The organism is Neoroseomonas soli (genome assembly GCF_018129065.1).
GTDB lineage: Bacteria > Pseudomonadota > Alphaproteobacteria > Acetobacterales > Acetobacteraceae > Neoroseomonas > Neoroseomonas soli.
Genome location: NZ_JAAEDM010000001.1, coordinates 134314 through 151437, shown reverse-complemented (window position 1 = coordinate 151437; position 17124 = coordinate 134314). Strand labels below are relative to the sequence as shown.

15 protein-coding genes are annotated in these 17124 nt (G+C 68.5%); 3 read left to right on the top strand and 12 right to left on the bottom strand.

Annotated features, from left to right (window positions below):
* Positions 1 to 286: 286 nt before the first annotated feature.
* Complete coding sequence (locus GXW76_RS00680; RefSeq protein WP_246513799.1) at positions 287 to 1519, bottom strand: CaiB/BaiF CoA transferase family protein; 1233 nt, start codon at positions 1517 to 1519, stop codon at positions 287 to 289.
* Positions 1516 to 2283, bottom strand: a complete 768-nt coding sequence (locus GXW76_RS00675) for an enoyl-CoA hydratase/isomerase family protein (protein ID WP_211860018.1) — start codon at positions 2281 to 2283, stop codon at positions 1516 to 1518. The genes GXW76_RS00680 and GXW76_RS00675 overlap by 4 nt, the downstream gene beginning before the upstream one ends.
* A gap of 163 nt (positions 2284 to 2446) precedes the next feature.
* Here GXW76_RS00675 and GXW76_RS00670 point away from each other — a divergent pair, with 163 nt between their 5' ends.
* Positions 2447 to 3463 (top strand): Bug family tripartite tricarboxylate transporter substrate binding protein, encoded by a 1017-nt coding sequence (locus GXW76_RS00670; RefSeq protein WP_211860016.1) that lies wholly within the window; start codon positions 2447 to 2449, stop codon positions 3461 to 3463.
* Between the two features lie 295 nt (positions 3464 to 3758).
* Positions 3759 to 4553: a DUF2189 domain-containing protein gene (locus GXW76_RS00665; protein ID WP_211860014.1), complete on the top strand. Its 795-nt coding sequence runs from the start codon at positions 3759 to 3761 to the stop codon at positions 4551 to 4553.
* A gap of 87 nt (positions 4554 to 4640) precedes the next feature.
* On the opposite strand, the gene GXW76_RS00660 is transcribed toward GXW76_RS00665, so the two are convergent.
* The 9 genes from GXW76_RS00660 to GXW76_RS00620 all read right to left on the bottom strand — a co-directional run bounded on the left by GXW76_RS00660 (position 4641) and on the right by GXW76_RS00620 (position 14897).
* Positions 4641 to 5021, bottom strand: a complete 381-nt coding sequence (locus GXW76_RS00660) for a cytochrome C oxidase subunit IV family protein (protein WP_211860012.1) — start codon at positions 5019 to 5021, stop codon at positions 4641 to 4643.
* 10 nt (positions 5022 to 5031) lie between these two features.
* Positions 5032 to 5754 carry a heme-copper oxidase subunit III family protein gene (locus GXW76_RS00655; protein WP_211860010.1) on the bottom strand — a complete coding sequence of 241 codons (723 nt, stop codon included), beginning with the start codon at positions 5752 to 5754 and terminating at the stop codon, positions 5032 to 5034.
* Positions 5755 to 5768: 14 nt separating this feature from the next.
* Positions 5769 to 6437 (bottom strand): cytochrome c oxidase subunit 3, encoded by a 669-nt coding sequence (locus tag GXW76_RS00650; RefSeq protein WP_211860008.1) that lies wholly within the window; start codon positions 6435 to 6437, stop codon positions 5769 to 5771.
* On the bottom strand, positions 6434 to 8194 hold the full coding sequence (ctaD, locus tag GXW76_RS00645) for a cytochrome c oxidase subunit I (RefSeq protein ID WP_211860007.1): 1761 nt from the start codon (positions 8192 to 8194) through the stop codon (positions 6434 to 6436). The genes GXW76_RS00650 and ctaD overlap by 4 nt, the downstream gene beginning before the upstream one ends.
* Positions 8195 to 8308: 114 nt before the next feature.
* On the bottom strand, positions 8309 to 9109 hold the full coding sequence (locus GXW76_RS00640) for a cytochrome c oxidase subunit II (protein ID WP_211860006.1): 801 nt from the start codon (positions 9107 to 9109) through the stop codon (positions 8309 to 8311).
* A gap of 291 nt (positions 9110 to 9400) precedes the next feature.
* Positions 9401 to 9607, bottom strand: a complete 207-nt coding sequence (locus GXW76_RS00635; RefSeq protein ID WP_211860005.1) for a hypothetical protein — start codon at positions 9605 to 9607, stop codon at positions 9401 to 9403.
* Positions 9608 to 10078: 471 nt separating this feature from the next.
* Positions 10079 to 11770 carry a hydantoinase B/oxoprolinase family protein gene (locus GXW76_RS00630; protein WP_211860004.1) on the bottom strand — a complete coding sequence of 564 codons (1692 nt, stop codon included), beginning with the start codon at positions 11768 to 11770 and terminating at the stop codon, positions 10079 to 10081.
* Positions 11771 to 11781: 11 nt separating this feature from the next.
* A complete protein-coding gene (locus GXW76_RS00625; protein ID WP_211860003.1) occupies positions 11782 to 13857 on the bottom strand; it encodes a hydantoinase/oxoprolinase family protein in 2076 nt (691 codons plus the stop codon).
* Positions 13858 to 13907: 50 nt separating this feature from the next.
* Complete coding sequence (locus GXW76_RS00620; RefSeq protein ID WP_211860002.1) at positions 13908 to 14897, bottom strand: Bug family tripartite tricarboxylate transporter substrate binding protein; 990 nt, start codon at positions 14895 to 14897, stop codon at positions 13908 to 13910.
* Between the two features lie 209 nt (positions 14898 to 15106).
* Between GXW76_RS00620 and GXW76_RS00615 the strand changes: the two genes are divergently transcribed.
* Positions 15107 to 16009, top strand: coding sequence for a LysR substrate-binding domain-containing protein (locus GXW76_RS00615; protein WP_211860001.1), 903 nt, complete (start codon positions 15107 to 15109; stop codon positions 16007 to 16009).
* A 351-nt stretch (positions 16010 to 16360) separates the two neighbouring features.
* On the opposite strand, the gene GXW76_RS00610 is transcribed toward GXW76_RS00615, so the two are convergent.
* Positions 16361 to 17086 carry an ABC transporter substrate-binding protein gene (locus tag GXW76_RS00610; protein ID WP_211859999.1) on the bottom strand — a complete coding sequence of 242 codons (726 nt, stop codon included), beginning with the start codon at positions 17084 to 17086 and terminating at the stop codon, positions 16361 to 16363.
* Positions 17087 to 17124 lie beyond the last annotated feature (38 nt).

The window sequence follows — 17124 nt, the reverse complement described above, 5'->3', positions numbered from 1 at the left end:
AGCCTGGAAATTGGCGTGCCGAGCACACTCATCCGTGGAAGTCTCGATCTGACCTGACGATCACTATGATGCGGTGGGGTCAGAGGCGGGGGCGCGTGGCAGGCCGACGCGTCCCACTACGTGCCCATCCTGCCCGGAACCATGATGGCGCGTGCGCAGACACGGTGGCTTGGCGGGGTCGCGATGCTGAAGGTCCGCTTCAGCGGCTCGTGCGCCGCGTGCACGAAGAGCATGGATTGTCCATGTTGGGAGGAAGCCGCGCGGAACCGCACCGAAGGTGAGCCGCTCACGGGATCTCCCCGGCGACGTGGCCGGCTTCCTGCATGACCTCCTTGGTATGCTCGCCCAACCGCGGCGGCGGGCGGTCGTTGCGGGGCGGGGTCCTCGACATCCGGATCGGGCTGCCGATCACCCGGACCCTGTGCCCATCCTCGCGTGCGATCTCACGCACCATTCCGCGCGCGACGACCTGCGGATCGGAGAAGACCTGGGCAAGATTGTTGATCGGGCTGGCCGGCACGCCCGCGGCCTCGAACAGCGCGAGCGCGTCGGCGAGACCCCTCGGGGCAAGAGCCTGCTCGATCAGAGGCGCAAGGAGATCCGCGTGGCGCAGCCGTGCCTCGTTGCGCGCGAAGCGGGGGTCCTCCGCCACGCCCTCGAGGCCAAGTGCCGCGCAGAAGCTGCGGAACTGCCCGTCATTCCCGACGATGATCATCACGTCGCCATCGGCGCAGCGGAAACTGTCGCTCGGATAGACCGTCGCAAGGCGGTTGCCCGCGCGCCTCGGCAGATTGCCGGTGGCAAGGTAGCCGATGCCGATATTCGTCAGCGCCGCCACCTGCACGTCGAGCAGCGAAAGGTCGAGATGCTGCCCGAGCCCCGACCGGTCACGTTCCCTCAGCGCGGCGAGGATGGCGACATCCGCGTAGAGCGCCGTCATCTGGTCGGCGACCGCGATGCCGGCCTTGCGCGGGCCGCCGCCCGGCATGTCGTCGGCATTGCCGGTGATGCTCATCAGCCCGCCCATGCCTTGCACGACGGTGTCGTAGCCTGGCCGGAAGCGGTACGGCCCTGTCTGGCCGAAGCCGGTGATCGAACAGTAGACGAGGCGAGGATTGACCTCCGCCAGGGACGCGTAGTCGAGCCCGTACTTCGCCAGGCTGCCGACCTTGTAGTTCTCGATCAGCACGTCGGAACCGGCCGCGAGGTGGCGGACGAGATCCTGGCCCTCCGCCGTGGCGATATCCGCGACGACCGATCGCTTGCCCCGATTGCAGGTCCAGAAATAGGCCGAATCGTCCAGCGGGGAGGCGGGCTGAGCGGTGACGAAGGGCGGTGCCCATTCGCGCGTGTCGTCGCCGCGGCCGGGTCGCTCGATCTTGATCACGTCGGCGCCGAGGTCCGCGAGGACCTGCCCCGCCAAGGGACCCGCCATGACACGCGACATGTCCAGCACGCGCAGGCCGTCGAGTGCGCCCCTGCCCTTCACGGCAGCATCCGGCGCGTTCACGGGCATCATGCCCCCTTCCAGACAGGCTTGCGCTTCTCGGCGAAGGCCGCGAGGCCCTCCTTGCAGTCCTCGGTGCCGAAGACCGTCGAGATCAGGTCCACCGCCGCCTCCGCGCCTTCGCGGTAGCCCGCGGTCGCGGCGCGCAGGAAGGCCGCCTTGCCGAGCCGCATGAGCACCGGCGACTTGGCCGCGAAGATCGCGGCGTAGCGGCGCGCCTCCGCCATCAGCTCGTGTTCGGGGACGTGACGATTGACCAGCCCGAGCGTCACCGCCTCCGCAACGTCGAAGCTGCGGCCCGTGAACAGAAGGTCGAAGGCGCGGTGCCGGCCGATGATGCGCGGCAGATGGTTGAAGTGGATTGCCGGCAGCAGCCCGACATCGACTTCGGGATAGCCGAAGGTCGCATGGTCGGCAGCGATGATGACGTCGCAGGTGATCGCGATCGACATGCCCGCGCCGCGTGCGGCGCCGTTGACCGCGGCGATGGACGGCTTGCCGAGGCCGGATTGCAGCTCGCTGAGCCGCGCATAGATCTTGCCGACGATGGCGTGCGCCTCGCCCGGCGTTCCCCGGAGGAAGGCAGGCAGGTCGAGCCCACCGCAGAACCGTCCGGGGATGGCGCTGCCGAGGACGACCGCGCGCACGTCGCCATCGTCCCTTGCCCGCTCGAGCGCCGCGAAGAGCGCGTTCATGAAGTCAGCCGTGATGGCGTTCACCGGCGCGTTGTTGAAAAGAATCTCGGCGACGCCGTCGCGCACCTCGTAGTCGATCACGTCCTGCTTCCTCCGTTCCGCGCGTATGCATGCGTTGCGTCACGCTACGCCGGGCAGGCGGAGTTTGGCGAGACGGGGGCCTCGCTTGACACCGGGGCCGTATCACTTGCCGAATTGGTGCTTTGCCGGGCCGCGAGAGTCCGGAAATACCGGAGGACGTTACTTGCCAGCCCACCTGCGCCCGACATCCGTGCCCGTGCCCGCGAAGCGCCTTCCCAGCCGCCGGGCCGTCCTCGCGCTGCCGTCCGTGCTGGCCGGCCTCTCGCCGATTGCGGGGCGCGCGCAGGATGGCGCGTCCCGGCCGATCACTCTCGTCGTGCCCTTTCCCGCCGGCTCGGTGACGGACAACGTGACGCGCGCCGTCGCCCAGCAACTGCAGGAAATCCTCGGGCAGACCGTGGTGGTGGACAACCGGCCGGGCGCGCAGGGCACCCTCGCCGCCGCGCATGTCGCGCGGAGCCAGCCGGACGGGCAGACGCTGCTCATGGGCTCCTCGGTGATGTTCGTCGCGCGGAGCCTGATCCGGAATCTCCCCTACGACCCGGTCGAGAGTTTCACGCCGGTCTCGGGCATCGGCTCGACCTCCATGATGTTCATGGTGCCGGCCGCGTCTCCCCTGATGTCCCTCGCCGATCTCAGCGCCCGGGCGCGTCGGACCGATGCGCCGCTCAATGTCGGCTTCGGTTCACCGACAGGGCAGGTGGTGCTGGCTCTCTTCGCGACGGCGAGCGGCACGCAGCCCACCGGCGTCAGCTATCGCGGCATTCCTCAGGCGATGTCCGATCTGGTCGGCGGACATATCGAGGTCGCGATCGTCGACCTGGGAACCGGCATCGGCCAGGCGCGCGCCGGGCGCGCGCGTCCGCTCGCGGTCTCGGCAGCGGTGCGCAGCCCGCTCGCACCGGAGGTTCCGACCTTGCAGGAAGGCTTCGCGACGGCGGAGATGTCGCTCGAGACGATCATCGCGGTGCTCGGCCCGGCGCGCATGCCGGCGCCCGTCGTTGCCAGGCTGGATGAGGCGATCCGTACCGCCCTCGCCCGGACCGCCCTGCAGGAGCGCTTTGCTGCCCTCTCCACGGCGGTCCTGCCGCTGTCGTCAGGGGCCCTGGATACGAGGATCCGGAGCGACAACGCCCGCTGGGAAGCCATGATCCGGGAAGCGGGCATCCAGCCGGAGTGACGCCCGGCCCGTGAGCCATGGCGGGGTTGCGATCCGCTCCAGGCCTTCGCGTTCAGGACACTCTCGACGACCTGGTCCGCACGAGCCCGCCCGGCGGCGGGCCTGCGGCCCGGGATCAATCCGCGCGTGCGGCAGGAGGGTCGGTGTGCTATTCAAGGTATCGCAGTTGTTGACCTGAGAGCCTGCCGCTCGACGGACGCCTCTTCACCCTCGACACGACAGGCTTCAGGGCCATCCTCCGTGGCGCAATGTCACGGAAGGGGAGGCTGCGCTTGATGCATAAGGAGGGAACGCGATGGCTCACGTCTCGCTGCTTTCCGAGGGCAACCCCGACCAGATCGAGCCTGCCGTCCGCGCCATCGGTTTTTCCGATATCCGGATCGCCCTGACCAAGGGCTACGCAGACTTCACGGAGACCCCGACGCAGTTGGTCTTTCTCGGGATCATCTATCCGATCGTCGGATTCGTTGCGGCGCGGGCAGCATCCGGGGGCGCGCTCCTGCCGCTGCTCTATCCGCTCGTTGCCGGGCTGTCGCTGATGGGCCCGATTGCGGCCCTGGGCATCTACGAGTTGAGCCGGCGACGGGAGAAGGGCCTTCCGACCTCCTGGCTGAATGCCTTCGACGTCCTCCGCTCGCCGGCGATGCCGACGATCGCGGCGCTTGGCCTCGTCATGTGCGTGGTCTTCGTCGCCTGGCTCTATGCGGCACAGATGGTCTACCGGGCGACGATGGGCGATGTGGTGCCGGGGTCCATCTGGGGGCTGCTGGGCCAGGTGCTGACCACCAGCGCCGGGTGGAGCCTGATCCTTTGGGGGCACATCGTCGGATTCTTCTTCGCTGCACTCATCCTCACGCTCACGGTCGTGTCCTTCCCCCTCCTGCTCGACCGCAATGTCGGGCTTCGGGTCGCGGTATGGACCTCGGTGCGCGCGGTCTTCCGGAACCCGATCCCGATGGCGGCCTGGGGCATCATCGTCGCGGTCCTGCTGGCCCTCGGGTGCCTGCCGATCTTCGTCGGCCTCGCGGTGGTCATGCCGATCCTCGGCCATGCCACCTGGCACCTGTATCGCCGGGTCGTGGAGGCCTGACACGGGCGCGGTGCCGCCGGGGCAAGCCGCCGACCATCGCCTCGCCGTGCAATTGCAGTGGCCGACCGGCCGCTGCAATTGCGCGTGTCAGCCGGGGGTGCGGCTCAGGAACTGCAGCCGCGACAGCAGCGTGTGGTCCGCCTCCAGCATCATGATCGCCATGAAGATCAGCACGGCCACCGGCGGCAGGAGTATGGCGTAACCCAGCGCCAGCCTCTCCCATTTCATGTGCATGAAGACGGCCACGATCAGCCCTGCCTTCAGCATCATGAGCAGCAGGATCAGCGTCCAGCGCAGCATCCCCTGCAGGTGGAAGTAGTCCACCAGGTAGGAGAAGGTGCTGAGAACGAACAGCCAGACCCAGACCACGAGGTAGAGGCGGATCGGGTGCTGCTGGCCTTCTTCATGCGCGACCGCCGTGCCGGCCGCGGTGCCATGACCGGGGTGCGCGTCCGCTGCATGCGCCATGTCTCGCCTCCTACCAGAGATAGAACAGCGCGAAGATGAACACCCAGACCAGGTCCACGAAATGCCAGTACAGGCCGGTGATCTCAACGATCTCGTAGCGGCCCTTGCGGCTGGTGAAGAAGCCCGGCCTGCCGGTGTCGTAGTCCCCGCGCCAGACCTTGCGCGCGACGATCAGCAGGAAGATGACACCGATCGTCACATGCGTCCCGTGGAAGCCGGTGATCATGAAGAAGGCGGAGCCGAACTGCTCGGCGCCCCAGGGATTGCCCCAGGGCCGCACGCCTTCGTGGATCAGCTTGGTCCACTCGAAAGCCTGCATGCCGACGAAGGCCGCGCCAAACAGGGCGGTGACGAGGAGGAGGGCGGCGGTGCGCGCCCGGTCGCGCCGGTAGCCGCAGTTGACCGCCATCGCCATGGTGCCGCTGCTGGTGATGAGCACGAAGGTCATGATGGCAATGAGGATCAGCGGCAGGTGCTGGCCAGCGATCTCGAGGGCGAAGACCTCGCTCGGGTTCGGCCACGGCACCGTCGTGGACATGCGGACGGTCATGTAGGAGAGCAGGAAGCACCCGAAGATGAAGGTGTCGCTGAGGAGGAAGATCCACATCATGGCCTTCCCCCAGGAGACGTTCTTGAACGCCCTCTGGTCGGAACTCCAGTCGGCGACGAAGCCCTGCATCCCACCGGCCGGTTCCATGGTGGCCGGGGCCTGCGCCTGAGCGATGCCTTCCATCTTCGCGGGCCTCCCTATCCGTGCAGCAGCAGGCCGAACAGAACGATCCAGGCCACCAGGAGGAAGTGCCAGTAGGTGGCACAGAGTTCGGTGGCGAGGCGGAGCTGCGCGAGCGGCGCGCCACGCGCGGTGCGGTACGCGGTCTTGCCTAGCGCGACGACCCCGCCCACCAGGTGCAGCCCGTGCACCGCGGTGATGAGGTAGAAGAAGGAACTCGACGGGTTGGTCGCGACACCGAACCCTTCCTCCATCACCTGCCGCCAGGCGAGGTACTGCCCGGCCAGGAAGGCGAGGGCCGAAAGGCCGCCGGCCGCCAGCCCGACCGCGATACCCTCGCGCCAGCCGATCCGGGCTGCCATCTGCGCGCGGTGCAGGCCGATGCTACTGAACGCCAGCAGGGCGGTGTTGAACCAGAGCACCGGCGGCGTCGGCAGGGAGCGCCAGTCATCCGACATATGCATGCGCATGAGATAGGCGCTTATGAACAGCGTGAGCAGCGCGCCGACCACCGCGATGAACACCCAGAGCCCAAGCCTGGCGGGCGGAATCCCGGAGGCGCCCATCCCCGGGGCGTCGACCGGCACCCCGACTTCCAGCCACGGCTTCGCCATCAGCCGCTGCCGCGAAAGCCACCAGGCCACGACGCTGCCGATCAGCGCGAGGTAGATGAGGATGGCGCTCATTCCGCGGCCCTCGCCGGCGGATGATTCTGCGGGATGAAGTCCTGCGCGGCGCCGGGAACGCTGTAGTCGTAGGGCCAGCGATAGACCACCGGCAGCTCCTTCCCCCAGTTGCCGTGCGGCGGCGGGGTCTCCGGCGTCTGCCATTCGAGCGTCGTCGCGTTCCAGGGATTGGGTCCGGCCGGCCTGCCGCGCCGGAGGCTCCAGGCCAGGTTGAACAGGAAGACGATCTGGGCCGCGCCGACGATCAGCGCCATGACGCTGATGAAGGCGTTGAGCGTGGCGGCGGAGGCGGGAACGAAGGCGGTTTCGCCGATCTCGTAATACCGGCGCGGGACGCCGAGCAGCCCGATGTAGTGCATCGGGAAGAAGATCAGGTAGGCGCCGAGGAAGCTGACCCAGAAATGGAGCCGGCCCATCGCCTCGTTGAGCATCCGCCCCGTGATCTTCGGGTACCAGTGGTAGATGGCGCCGAAGATGACGAAGATCGGCGCCACGCCCATCACCATGTGGAAGTGGGCGACGACGAACATCGTGTCCGACAAGGGCACGTCCACCACGACGTTGCCAAGGAACAGCCCGGTCAGCCCGCCATTGACGAAGGTGACGATGAAGGCCAGCGCGAAGAGCATCGGCACCGTCAGGTGGATGTTGCCGCGCCACAGCGTCAGCAGCCAGTTGTAGACCTTGATCGCCGTCGGCACCGCGATGATCAGCGTGGTGGTGGCGAAGAAGAACCCGAAATAGGGATTCATGCCGCTGACGTACATGTGGTGCGCCCACACCACGAAGCTCAGCGCCCCGATGATGACGATGGCCCAGACCATCATGCGGTAGCCGAAGATGTTCCGCCGCGCATGGGTGCTGATGAGGTCGGAGACGATGCCGAAGGCGGGCAGCGCGACGATGTAGACCTCGGGGTGGCCGAAGAACCAGAACAGGTGCTGGAACAGCAGCGGGCTGCCGCCTTCGTGGTTCAGCCGCTGGCCCATCTCCACCAGCGCGGGCATGAAGAAGCTGGTGCCGAGCAGCCGGTCGAGCAGCATCATCACCGCACTGACAAACAGCGCGGGGAAGGCCAGCAGCGCCATGACGGTGGCGGTGAAGATGCCCCAGACCGTGAGCGGCATGCGCATCAGCGTCATGCCGCGCGCGCGCGCCTGCAGCACCGTCACCACGTAGTTCAGGCCACCCATGGTGAAGCCGATGATGAAGAGCATCAGCGATGCCAGCATCAGGATGATGCCCCAGTCCTGCCCGCCCGGCGTGCCGGAGAGGATTGCCTGCGGTGGGTAGAGCGTCCATCCCGCCCCGGTCGGTCCGCCGGGCGCGAAGAAGCTCGCCACCAGGACCAGCACGGCCAGCAGGTAGATCCAGTAAGACAGCATGTTGGCGTAGGGGAACACCATGTCCCGCGCGCCGATCATCAGCGGGATCAGGTAGTTTCCGAAGCCACCGAGGAACAGCGCGGTCAGCAGGTACACCACCATGATCATCCCGTGCATGGTGATGAACTGGTAGTATTCCGCCGGGGTGATGAAGTCGAAGGTGCCGGGGAAGCCAAGTTGCAACCGCATCAGCCAGGACAGCACCAGCGCCACCAGGCCGATCGAGGTCGCGGTCAACGAATACTGGATGCCGATGATCTTTGCATCCTGCGAGAAGACGTATTTCGTGAGCCAGCTCTTGGGGTGATAGAGCTCGACATCCGGGACTTCTGCCGCGGGGATGCCGTCGAGGGGGCCGGACGCGGTGCTCATCGTGTGGCCCTCCTGGCGGCCGGCGGCGCGTCGGGGTGCGCGGGCCGGGCCGGGTGATCTGCGCCCCGTTGTGGCTGTCGCGAATGCAGGATGGGACGCATGGCGCGCGGCCCCCTATCGCACGGCGGCCAGGCGGCGCGAGAACGTCGCCTGGTGCTCGAGCCATGCATGGTACTCGGCTTCCTCCACCACCACGACCCGCCCGCGCATCACAGGGTGGCCAAGGCCGCAGAGCTCGGCGCAGAGAGCCTCGAAGGTGCCGGTGCGGGTCGGCGTGAACCAGAAGAAGGTGACCTGGCCGGGCACCATGTCCATCTTCGCGCGGAATTCCGGCACGTAGAAATTGTGCAGAACGTCGATCGCGCGCAGAAGAACCTTGACGGGACGCCCGATCGGCAGGCGCAACTCGCCGCCTTCTACGATCACATCATCCTGTCCGGCGGGGTCGGCGGGATCGATGCCGAGTGGATTGTCGGGGCCGATCAGTCGCGCGGAAACGGTACCGAGGCGCCCGTCGCGGCCGGGCAGGCGATAGCTCCACTGCCACTGCTGGCCGACGATCTCCACCTCGGTCGCTTCCGCGGGCACGGTGATGAAGCTGTGCCAGACGATCAGCCCGGGCGCGAGCAACGCACCGACGCCGACCGCCGTTCCGATCGTCAGCCACCATTCGAGCCGCTTGTTCTCCGGCTCGTGTTCGGCCTTGTGGCCCGGCCGTGCGCGGAACCGCAGGACGCAGTAGGCCATGAACAGGACGACGGCAGTGAATGCGATGCCGGTGATCCAGAAGGTGATGATCAGCGTGGTGTCGATGTAGCCCCAGTTGGACGCGATGGGCGTCCACCACCACGGGCTCAACAGGTGGAACGCGACGGAGCCGACAGCCACCAGGACAAGGGCGATAACGACCGGCATCAGGGGTAAGCCCGTGCCTGGGTGAACAGGAGCGTCCCGTGTGCTGCCCAACGGCCGAGGCGTGTTCCCACGCTCCTGCGGTCGGACGAAAGGAGAGTCACTGGCTTGGGCTGGGCGTGGTCCGTGGCGAAGGCAGCGCGCAAGGCCATCGCGCCCCGCGGCGCGGGACGCATCCACCTCAATGGAACAGCCGAGATTACCGCCTTCACCATGACCGTCCTTTCTCCGTCTTCCTCCGGGCCTTTGGCACTCGATGAGGTACGCAGAAGCGGATCGTCGTCGCTGGCTAGATCACTGATGAAATTTATAGATCAGCGACGAATCTTCATGCGAGTCATATTTCCGGCCATTCCTCCGTTGACGGTCGGGGGCGCGGCTTGCCGGCCGGTTCACCCCGCCGGGCGCCTCATCGAAACCACGGGCTGATTGCGTCGATGTCCACTTCGGAGCGCAACGCGCGGCCGCCGCGCGCCAGTCCTCGGCGCCTTCGTCACGCACCCTTGCGCTTCCCGACACGCCGACGCTCCCGGAAACGCGGCCGCACCTCTTACCGGGTGACGGTACCATTCTCCGACATCCGCACGCGCCGCGACGTCTGCGGGCCTAGCGGTGGACGCCAGGCGGTGCACGCCAGCCACAGCGGCTACCGCATGGCGCCGGCGCCGCAACAGGGACGGGGATCGCCCCCCTCGTGTCGCGGACATGGAGAGTGTCCGGCGCACCACAGCAGGCGGGGCATTCGCTCGCGAATTCGCCGTCGGCTTACATCTCGCCGTTCGCCCGCTCGAGGGCGGCGAGCCGGGGCTCGGCCAGCCTACGGCGGCGACGGTGCGATGGTCGCTCGCTCCGCTCTGCCCGGACCGCCTCAGGCCGGCCCTCCCACGGAAGGGGCGACGCGACCCGGGCCAACCCCGCCGCTCCGGGAAGCTTGGGTTCAGAACCTCGTCGCAAGGCAGGGACGCGAGGCCGTCATCGACGAGCCATCGCGGAATCGGACGTCGCCGTGTCGATACCCCCCTGCCGATAGGCCGACGCATCGGTGACGTGTCCCGTCCCCAGGTCGCGCGCAATCGCCGCAGCAGGCCGATCGCGAGGATCGCCATGCCCGCCGCCGCCTGGCGTGCCGAGCGAGATGGTGTCACCCGCCTTCAGCACGTATTGCCGCTTCGGATCCACCTTGTCGCCGTTGATGCTCAGCACCCCGGCTGCGCCGTCCCGTCCGCCCTCGATGCCGAAGGCCGGGAAGATCGTGCGCTCGGCCAGGAAGGAAACGGCGATCGGCGTCTCCGACCGGCTCTCGATCAGGATCTCCTGCCCGAGGCCACCGCGATGCCGTCCTGGCCCGCCACTGTCCGGCCGCAGCCGCTTGTGATGGAAGCGCAGCGGGGCGATGTGCTCGCTGATCTCGACGGCGGTGGAGGAGACATTGGACGGCCAGGACAGGCAGGAAATGCCATCCCCATGGACATTGCCGCCCATGCCGCCATTGAAGAAGAACATGTTGGCGTAGGGCTTGCCGTTCGCATTCACGCCGGACTGGTTCATGCCCCACATCGGCGATCCGCACGCCGCCATGACGCGGTCGGGCACGATCTGGCCGAGGCAGCCGAAGACCAGCATCGGCAGGTAATGCCCGATCAGCATGCGCGATCCGCCCGGCGAGGGAAATTGCGGGTTCACGATGCAGCCCGCCGGCGCGACGATCGAAATGGGCCGCCAGGCGCCCTCGTTGTTGGGCAGGCCGGGGCTGGTGCAGACCTTCACCCCGTACATCACCATGGCATAAGTGTAGCAGAGCGCGCAGTTGATGGCGCGATCCACCTGCGCGTCCGTGCCGGTGAAGTCGGCGGTGATGGAATCACCCTGCACCGTCAGGGCCAGCCGGATGGTGATCGGCGTGTCCATCAGGCCGTCGGTCTTGATCTCGCTGCGATAGGTGCCGTCGGGCAGCGCGGCGATGGCATTGCGCATGGCCGCTTCGCAGCGACGATGGATCTCGGCGGCGAGGTCCGTCAGGTCCGCCAGTTGCGCCTGTTCCATCAGGACATGCAGGCGTTCCTCCATCAGGTCGAGCGCGACCACCTGCGCCCACAGGTCGCCGAGCGTCTGGTCGGGCGTGCGGACGTTCTGCCGCAGGATCGCGACCAGCGTCTCGTCCGTCACGCCGGCACGCATCAGCTTGAGCGGCGGGATCTGCAACCCTTCCTCGAACACCTCGCGCGGCTCGGGACTGCGGATCTTGCCACCGATATCCGGCGCATGGGCGGTGGAGGCGCTGAAGGCGACCAGCCGGCCGCCGCGGAAGATCGGCTTGGCCACCGTGATGTCCGGCAGGTGCCCCGTGCCGAGCCAGAGGTCGTTCGTGATCAGAACGTCGCCCGGTTCCAGCGTCTCGGGCGGGAAGAAGCGCAGGAAGTGCTTCACGGTCTCCGGCAGCGTCCCGATGAAGGAAGGGATGCTCTCCGTCGCCTGCACCAGCGACTGGCCCGCGGCATCGGTGACGACGCAGGAGAAGTCGTAGGATTCACGCACGAGTGTCGAGAAGGATGTGCGCACCAGCGCCGCCGCCGCCTCGTCCACCAGGGAGATCAGGCGCCGCCAGAGCAGTTCGAGTTCGACGGCGTCGAAGCTGCGGACGGCAGGGGATGCGTTGTCGTTCATGTCCGGCTTCCTCAGACGGCGCGCTCGGCGAGGATCGAGCCGTCCGCGAGCACCTCGATGCGCGCGTCCGGGCCGACGATGAAGGTGCTTTCGTTCTCCTCGAAGACGGCGGGGCCCTCGAGGCGCGTGCCGACAGGCAGGGCGTAACGGTCATAGACGGGCGTCGTCACCGCGCCGCCGGCGTCGGGAAAATGCACCTCGCGCTTGCCCTTCAGTGCAGTGGTGCCGCCGCCGAGGCCATCGAGCCGCAGCGTGCCGCCTGAACCGGGCATGGGTGCGGAAAGGGCAAGGCGAAGCGCGACGAACTGGGCCGCAGCACCGGGCGGCGTGCGTCCGAACAATCTGCGGTAGGCGGCCTCGAAAGCGGTGAGCACGTCTTCGGGGGTCAGCGTCTCCGGCAGCGCCACGGTGATTTCCGAGCCCTGACCCACATAGCGCATGTCCGCGAGCCGCCGGATGTCGCGTCGCGCGATGTCGGCGCCGGTCTCCCCGACCACCGCCATGGCATCCGCCTCCAGCGCGGAGAAGATGCGCGCCACCTCCTGCCACTCCGCATCCGCGAGCCGCGTGTTGAAGGAGGCGACGCGGTCGATGCGCGCCGGCGCCATCAGCATGCCGATGGTGCTGCCCGCGCCCGCACCCGGCGGGCACACCACCCGCGTCACGCCGAGCTTGCGCCCGACATGCCAGGCATGGACCGGCGCCGCGCCGCCGGTGGCGAGCAGCGCGTAGTCCTGCGGCACGCGGCCGCGCTCTGCGATGGCAACGCGCGCGGCGCCGGCCATGTTCTCGTTCACCACGTCATGGATGCCGAAGGCGCCGCGCGTGGCATCGAGGCCGAGCGTCCCGGCCAGCCCGTCCAGCGCGGCGCCGGCCGCGCCGGCATCGATGCGCATCGTGCCGCCGAGGAAGAAATCCGCGTTGAGATAGCCCAGCGCCAGGTCGCTATCCGTGACCGTGGGCTCGCTGCCGCCGCGCCGGTAGCAGACCGGCCCTGGCTGCGCGCCGGCACTTTCCGGCCCGACATGCAGCGTGCCGAGATCGCTGCGCCGGGCGATGGAGCCGCCGCCGGCGCCGATCTCGATCAGTTCGACGGTCGCGATCTGGACCGGCAGGCCCGAGCCGCGCAGGAAGCGCTTGGTGCGCGCCGCCTCGAAGCCCCACGCGACCAGCGGGTCGCCGTCATCGACCAGGGCGAGCTTCGCCGTGGTGCCGCCCATGTCGAAGGCAAGCACGCGATCGAGCCCCGCATGCCGCCCGAACCAGGCGCCCGCGAGAGCGCCCGCCGCCGGCCCGCTTTCCAGCAACTGCACGGGCGCGCGCTTGGCTTCCGCCACATGCGTGAGACCGCCATTGGACAGCATCAGGAACAGTCCGCCCGGGATGCCGGCGCGCTTCAGCGCGGCTTCGAGCGTGTCGAGATAGGTCTCGGCGATCGGCCGCACATAGGCGTTGGCCGCCGTGGTGACCATGCGCGGGTATTCGCGGATCTCCGGCGCCAGGTCGGAGGAGATGGAGATGGAAAGCCCCGGGAAGCGCTTCGCGATCGCTTCCGCCGCCATGCGTTCGTGCACCGGATTGGCGTAGGCATGCAGGAAGCAGATCGCGAGGCTGGTCACCCCGTCGGCGACCAGCGCCTCCACCTCGCGCAGCGCGGCATCCAGGTCGAGCGGGCGTTCGATGCTGCCGTCCTGGGCCAGCCGTTCCCGCGCCGGGCGCCGCCAGGGCCGCGGCACCAGTGGCGCCGGCATCTCCAGGAAGATGTCGTAGAGTTCGTACTTCCGCTCCCGCCCGATTTCCAGCACGTCGGTGAAGCCGTCCGTGGTCAGCAACCCCGTTGCCGCACCCTTCCGCTCGATCAACGCATTGGTGAACAGGGTCGTGGCGTGCACCACCCTCCCGATGGAGCCGGGCGCGATGCCGCCCTTCTCCAGCAGCCGGGTCAGCCCGGTGATTGCGCCGCGGGAGGGATCGTCGGGCGTCGTGCTTTCCTTCCAGATCACCGCCCGGCCGTCCGCGGGATCTAGGACGACGAGGTCGGTGAAGGTGCCGCCGATGTCGATGCCGAGCGAAAGCGACGCAGCCATGGTGCTCCTTGGGGGCAGCGATGAATGATGGAAGAAGGACGAGCGGCCGGTCAGTCGCCGCGGATGTTGTTGGCCTCGACCACCTGGCGCCAGCGGGCACGGTCGCGCCGGATACGGTCGGCGAAGGCCGGTCCGGCCTCGCCGATGGGGATGAGGCCGCGCTCCATCAGCGTGCGGGTCGTCTGCGGGTCGCGCAACGTGGCCTGGAAGATCTCCGCCAGCCCGTCGCGGATATCCGCCGGCAGTCCCGCGGGCCCCACCAGGCCGAACCAGTTGTTGATCTCGAGCGACGGGAAGCGGCCGGCCAGCGGCGTGAGTTCCGGCATCAGCGGCGTCGGCTGCGCCGCGGTCACGCCGAGGCCCTTGAGCTGCCCGCCGCGGATGCCGCCAGCGACCTCGGCGACATTCGCCACCATCATGTCCACCCGTCCGGCCGAGACGTCGAGCACCGCCGGCGCGCCGCCGCGGTAGGAGATGTGGTTCATCCTGACGCCGACCGCGTTGGCGAAGAGCAGCGCGCCGAGCTGATTGATCGAGCCGTTGCCCGAGGAGGCGAAGGTTGCCGTGCCGTCCTTCTGCCTCGCATAGGCGATCAGCCCGTCCACATCGTTGAAGGGCGCATCCGGCCGCACCACCAGCGCCATCGGCGTGCCGGCCAGATTGATGACCGGCGTCAGCTCGCGGTCGAGGTCGAGCGGGATGGGAATCCCGGGGATCGCCGGTGCGACGCTCATCATCCCCATGATGCCGCTGGCGAGCGTGTATCCGTCGGGCGCGGAGCGCGCTGCCGCCTGGGCGGCGATGAAGCCGTATGCGCCGCTGCGCACCTCGGGCACCGAGGCGACGCCGCGCACGCGCTGCATGCCCTCGCTGACGATCCGCACCAGGATGTCCACGGCCCCGCCTGGCGGGTAGCCGACCAGCAGCCGGATCGGCTGCTGCGGTGCCCAGGCAGCGCGCGCCGGCACCGCCGGCCCGCATGCGACGATGCTGCCGCCGAGCACGACGCGGCGCGAGAGGGGGCGGAACGAGTCGGTCATGATGCCTCCTTGCTTCACCGTCCGCCTGGCGCTCCCGTGCCGCCGGGTTGGCCCCGGCGAGGATGGGGCGGGGCCGTTCATGCGCCCGCCGCCCGGATCGGGAGGTCCCTGCTCCGTGATGGCTCAACTGTTCCGCGGCCTGTGGAGGGCTGACAACCGATACTCCCTCATGTCTTCATGACGGGATGGAATGAAGTCGCGACCGACCCATGCGCCGCCACACCCCACCGACTGCTGCATTGCAGGCCTTCGAGGCCTGTGCACGCCATCTTTCCGTCTCCCGTGCCGCGGAGGAGTTGCACCTGACGCAGAGCGCGGTCAGCCGTCAGCTCGCCGGGCTGGAGGCGTTGCTCGGCGTGCGGCTCTTCCTGCGCGTGCGGCAGCGCCTGGCGCTGACGACCGCCGGGGCCGCCTACGCGCCGCAGGTGCGCGCGGCGCTGGCAAGGATCGAGAGCGCGACCCTCGAGGTGCTGGCAAATCAGGGCGCCGGCGGCACGCTGACCCTCGCCGTGCAGCCAACCTTCGGCACGCGCTGGCTGATGCCGCGCATGCCGCGCTTCCACGCCGCGCATCGTCGGATCGTCGTCAATTTCCGCAATTACACGACGCGGCCGACGCCACTCGATTTCGCGGCGGAGGATGTGGACGCGGCCATCATGCTCGACGCTGCTGCGCGCCAGGGCGTCACATGCCATCCCCTGGTCGCTGATCGGCGCGTGCCCGTTTGCGCCCCTTCACTGCTCGAAGGCGGGCGCCTGACCTGCGTCGCCGATCTCGCCGACCACACGCTGCTGCAGCATTCGACGCGGCCGCGCGCCTGGTCGGATTGGCTCACCATGGTGGGGGCGACGGGCGTGGACGGGTTTCGCGGCCCCCAGTTCCACCACCATGCAATGGTCGCCGCGGCAGCGGCCCAGGGCCTTGGCATCGCCCTGATGCCGCGCTTCCTCGTTGTCGAGGAACTCGCGAGCGGCTGCCTCGTCGTTCCCTTCGACCGCCCCCTGGATACGGGCGAGGCATACATGCTCGCCTATGCGGAGGCTTCGGCGGATCTCCCGGCCCTGCGCATGTTCCGCGCCTGGCTGCTCGCGGAGGTGGACGGCGCGAACTGACGGCGTCGAATCCATGGTCACGTCCCGCCATGCCGCAGGATGCGACCCGCTGACGCAGGCGGACCGGCGAATGCCCGATGACGGTCGCATCGCCAGTGCCAATGCGCGTCCTGGGGTTTCCATCATGGCATGGGCCACAACGAGAACCCCGAGGTCCGGCGCCGCATTCTCGCGGATGAGCCCGAGTTCATCGGCATGGCGGCGAACCGCATCTGGGCGTGGCGCGCTGCGCGCCCTGCCCGCGTGCCTGGAGCGGTTTCCGTCCGCCTGAACTCACGAACACCGCTCCAGGCCCTTGTCTTTGCGAGCATCTTCACCCGATCAGGTGATTCCACCTGATCGGGATCTGCTCTAGGCGGCGGGCGCGACCGACAGTCCGCGTACCTTGTGCTTCTCGATCAGCCGCGCCACCAGGCCGCTCGACTTCGCTTCCTCGACGAAGTCCTGCAGGAAGCGTGCGGCGGCTTCATTGGCGCGAGCCGTGCCGATGGCCTGCTGCACGACGCTGAACCGGCCATCGAGGATGCGGGAGCCCGGCAGTGCCCCGGTGTCCTTCAGCAGCCGCGGTCGCAGGCCGGCGAGGGCTTCCAGCCCCTGCTCGGTGAACAGCCTGAAGGCGCCGTCGATGCTTTCCGCACGCAGCAGCGTGGCCTGTCTGATGTTGCGCTCGAGCCAGAGGTCGTAGGCCGCGCGCGCCGTGCTCGCGATGCGCACGCCGGGGCGGTCCACCTCCGCCATGGTGGCGATCGGCGATCCGGCGGGCACCAGGTAGGTCGCCTCGATCTCCACATAGGCGGCGGTGAAGGCGATCTTCTCGGCGCGCTGCGGCTCGGCGCCGATCAGGCCGATGTCCCAGGCGCCGGTGCCCACGGCGTCGGCCAGAATGCCGGGCTGCGGAAAGGGCACCAGGCGCAGCGGCACGCCAAGCCGTTCGGCCACCGCGCGCGCCATGTCGGGGGCGACGCCTTCCGGGCTGCCATGCTCGTCGCGGCTGGTGACGAGCAGGAAGTTGCTGAGGTTGATGCCGGCACGCAGGATGCCGGTGGGGGCGAGTTGGGCGATGATGTCGGGCGACATGGACCGTTTCCGTTCGGGTGCGCCCCAGTAGAGTCCGC

Coding starts and splice junctions, on each gene's coding strand:
- GXW76_RS00625 (WP_211860003.1), bottom strand. CDS start 13,857: ATGGCTGCGTCGCTTTCGCTCGGCATCGACATCGGCGGCACCTTCACC.
- GXW76_RS00655 (WP_211860010.1), bottom strand. CDS start 5,754: ATGGAAGGCATCGCTCAGGCGCAGGCCCCGGCCACCATGGAACCGGCC.
- GXW76_RS00680 (WP_246513799.1), bottom strand. CDS start 1,519: ATGATGCCCGTGAACGCGCCGGATGCTGCCGTGAAGGGCAGGGGCGCA.
- GXW76_RS00640 (WP_211860006.1), bottom strand. CDS start 9,109: ATGCCGGTCGTTATCGCCCTTGTCCTGGTGGCTGTCGGCTCCGTCGCG.
- GXW76_RS00660 (WP_211860012.1), bottom strand. CDS start 5,021: ATGGCGCATGCAGCGGACGCGCACCCCGGTCATGGCACCGCGGCCGGC.
- GXW76_RS00665 (WP_211860014.1), top strand. CDS start 3,759: ATGGCTCACGTCTCGCTGCTTTCCGAGGGCAACCCCGACCAGATCGAG.
- GXW76_RS00620 (WP_211860002.1), bottom strand. CDS start 14,897: ATGACCGACTCGTTCCGCCCCCTCTCGCGCCGCGTCGTGCTCGGCGGC.
- GXW76_RS00650 (WP_211860008.1), bottom strand. CDS start 6,437: ATGAGCGCCATCCTCATCTACCTCGCGCTGATCGGCAGCGTCGTGGCC.
- GXW76_RS00610 (WP_211859999.1), bottom strand. CDS start 17,086: ATGTCGCCCGACATCATCGCCCAACTCGCCCCCACCGGCATCCTGCGT.
- GXW76_RS00615 (WP_211860001.1), top strand. CDS start 15,107: ATGCGCCGCCACACCCCACCGACTGCTGCATTGCAGGCCTTCGAGGCC.
- ctaD (WP_211860007.1), bottom strand. CDS start 8,194: ATGAGCACCGCGTCCGGCCCCCTCGACGGCATCCCCGCGGCAGAAGTC.
- GXW76_RS00630 (WP_211860004.1), bottom strand. CDS start 11,770: ATGAACGACAACGCATCCCCTGCCGTCCGCAGCTTCGACGCCGTCGAA.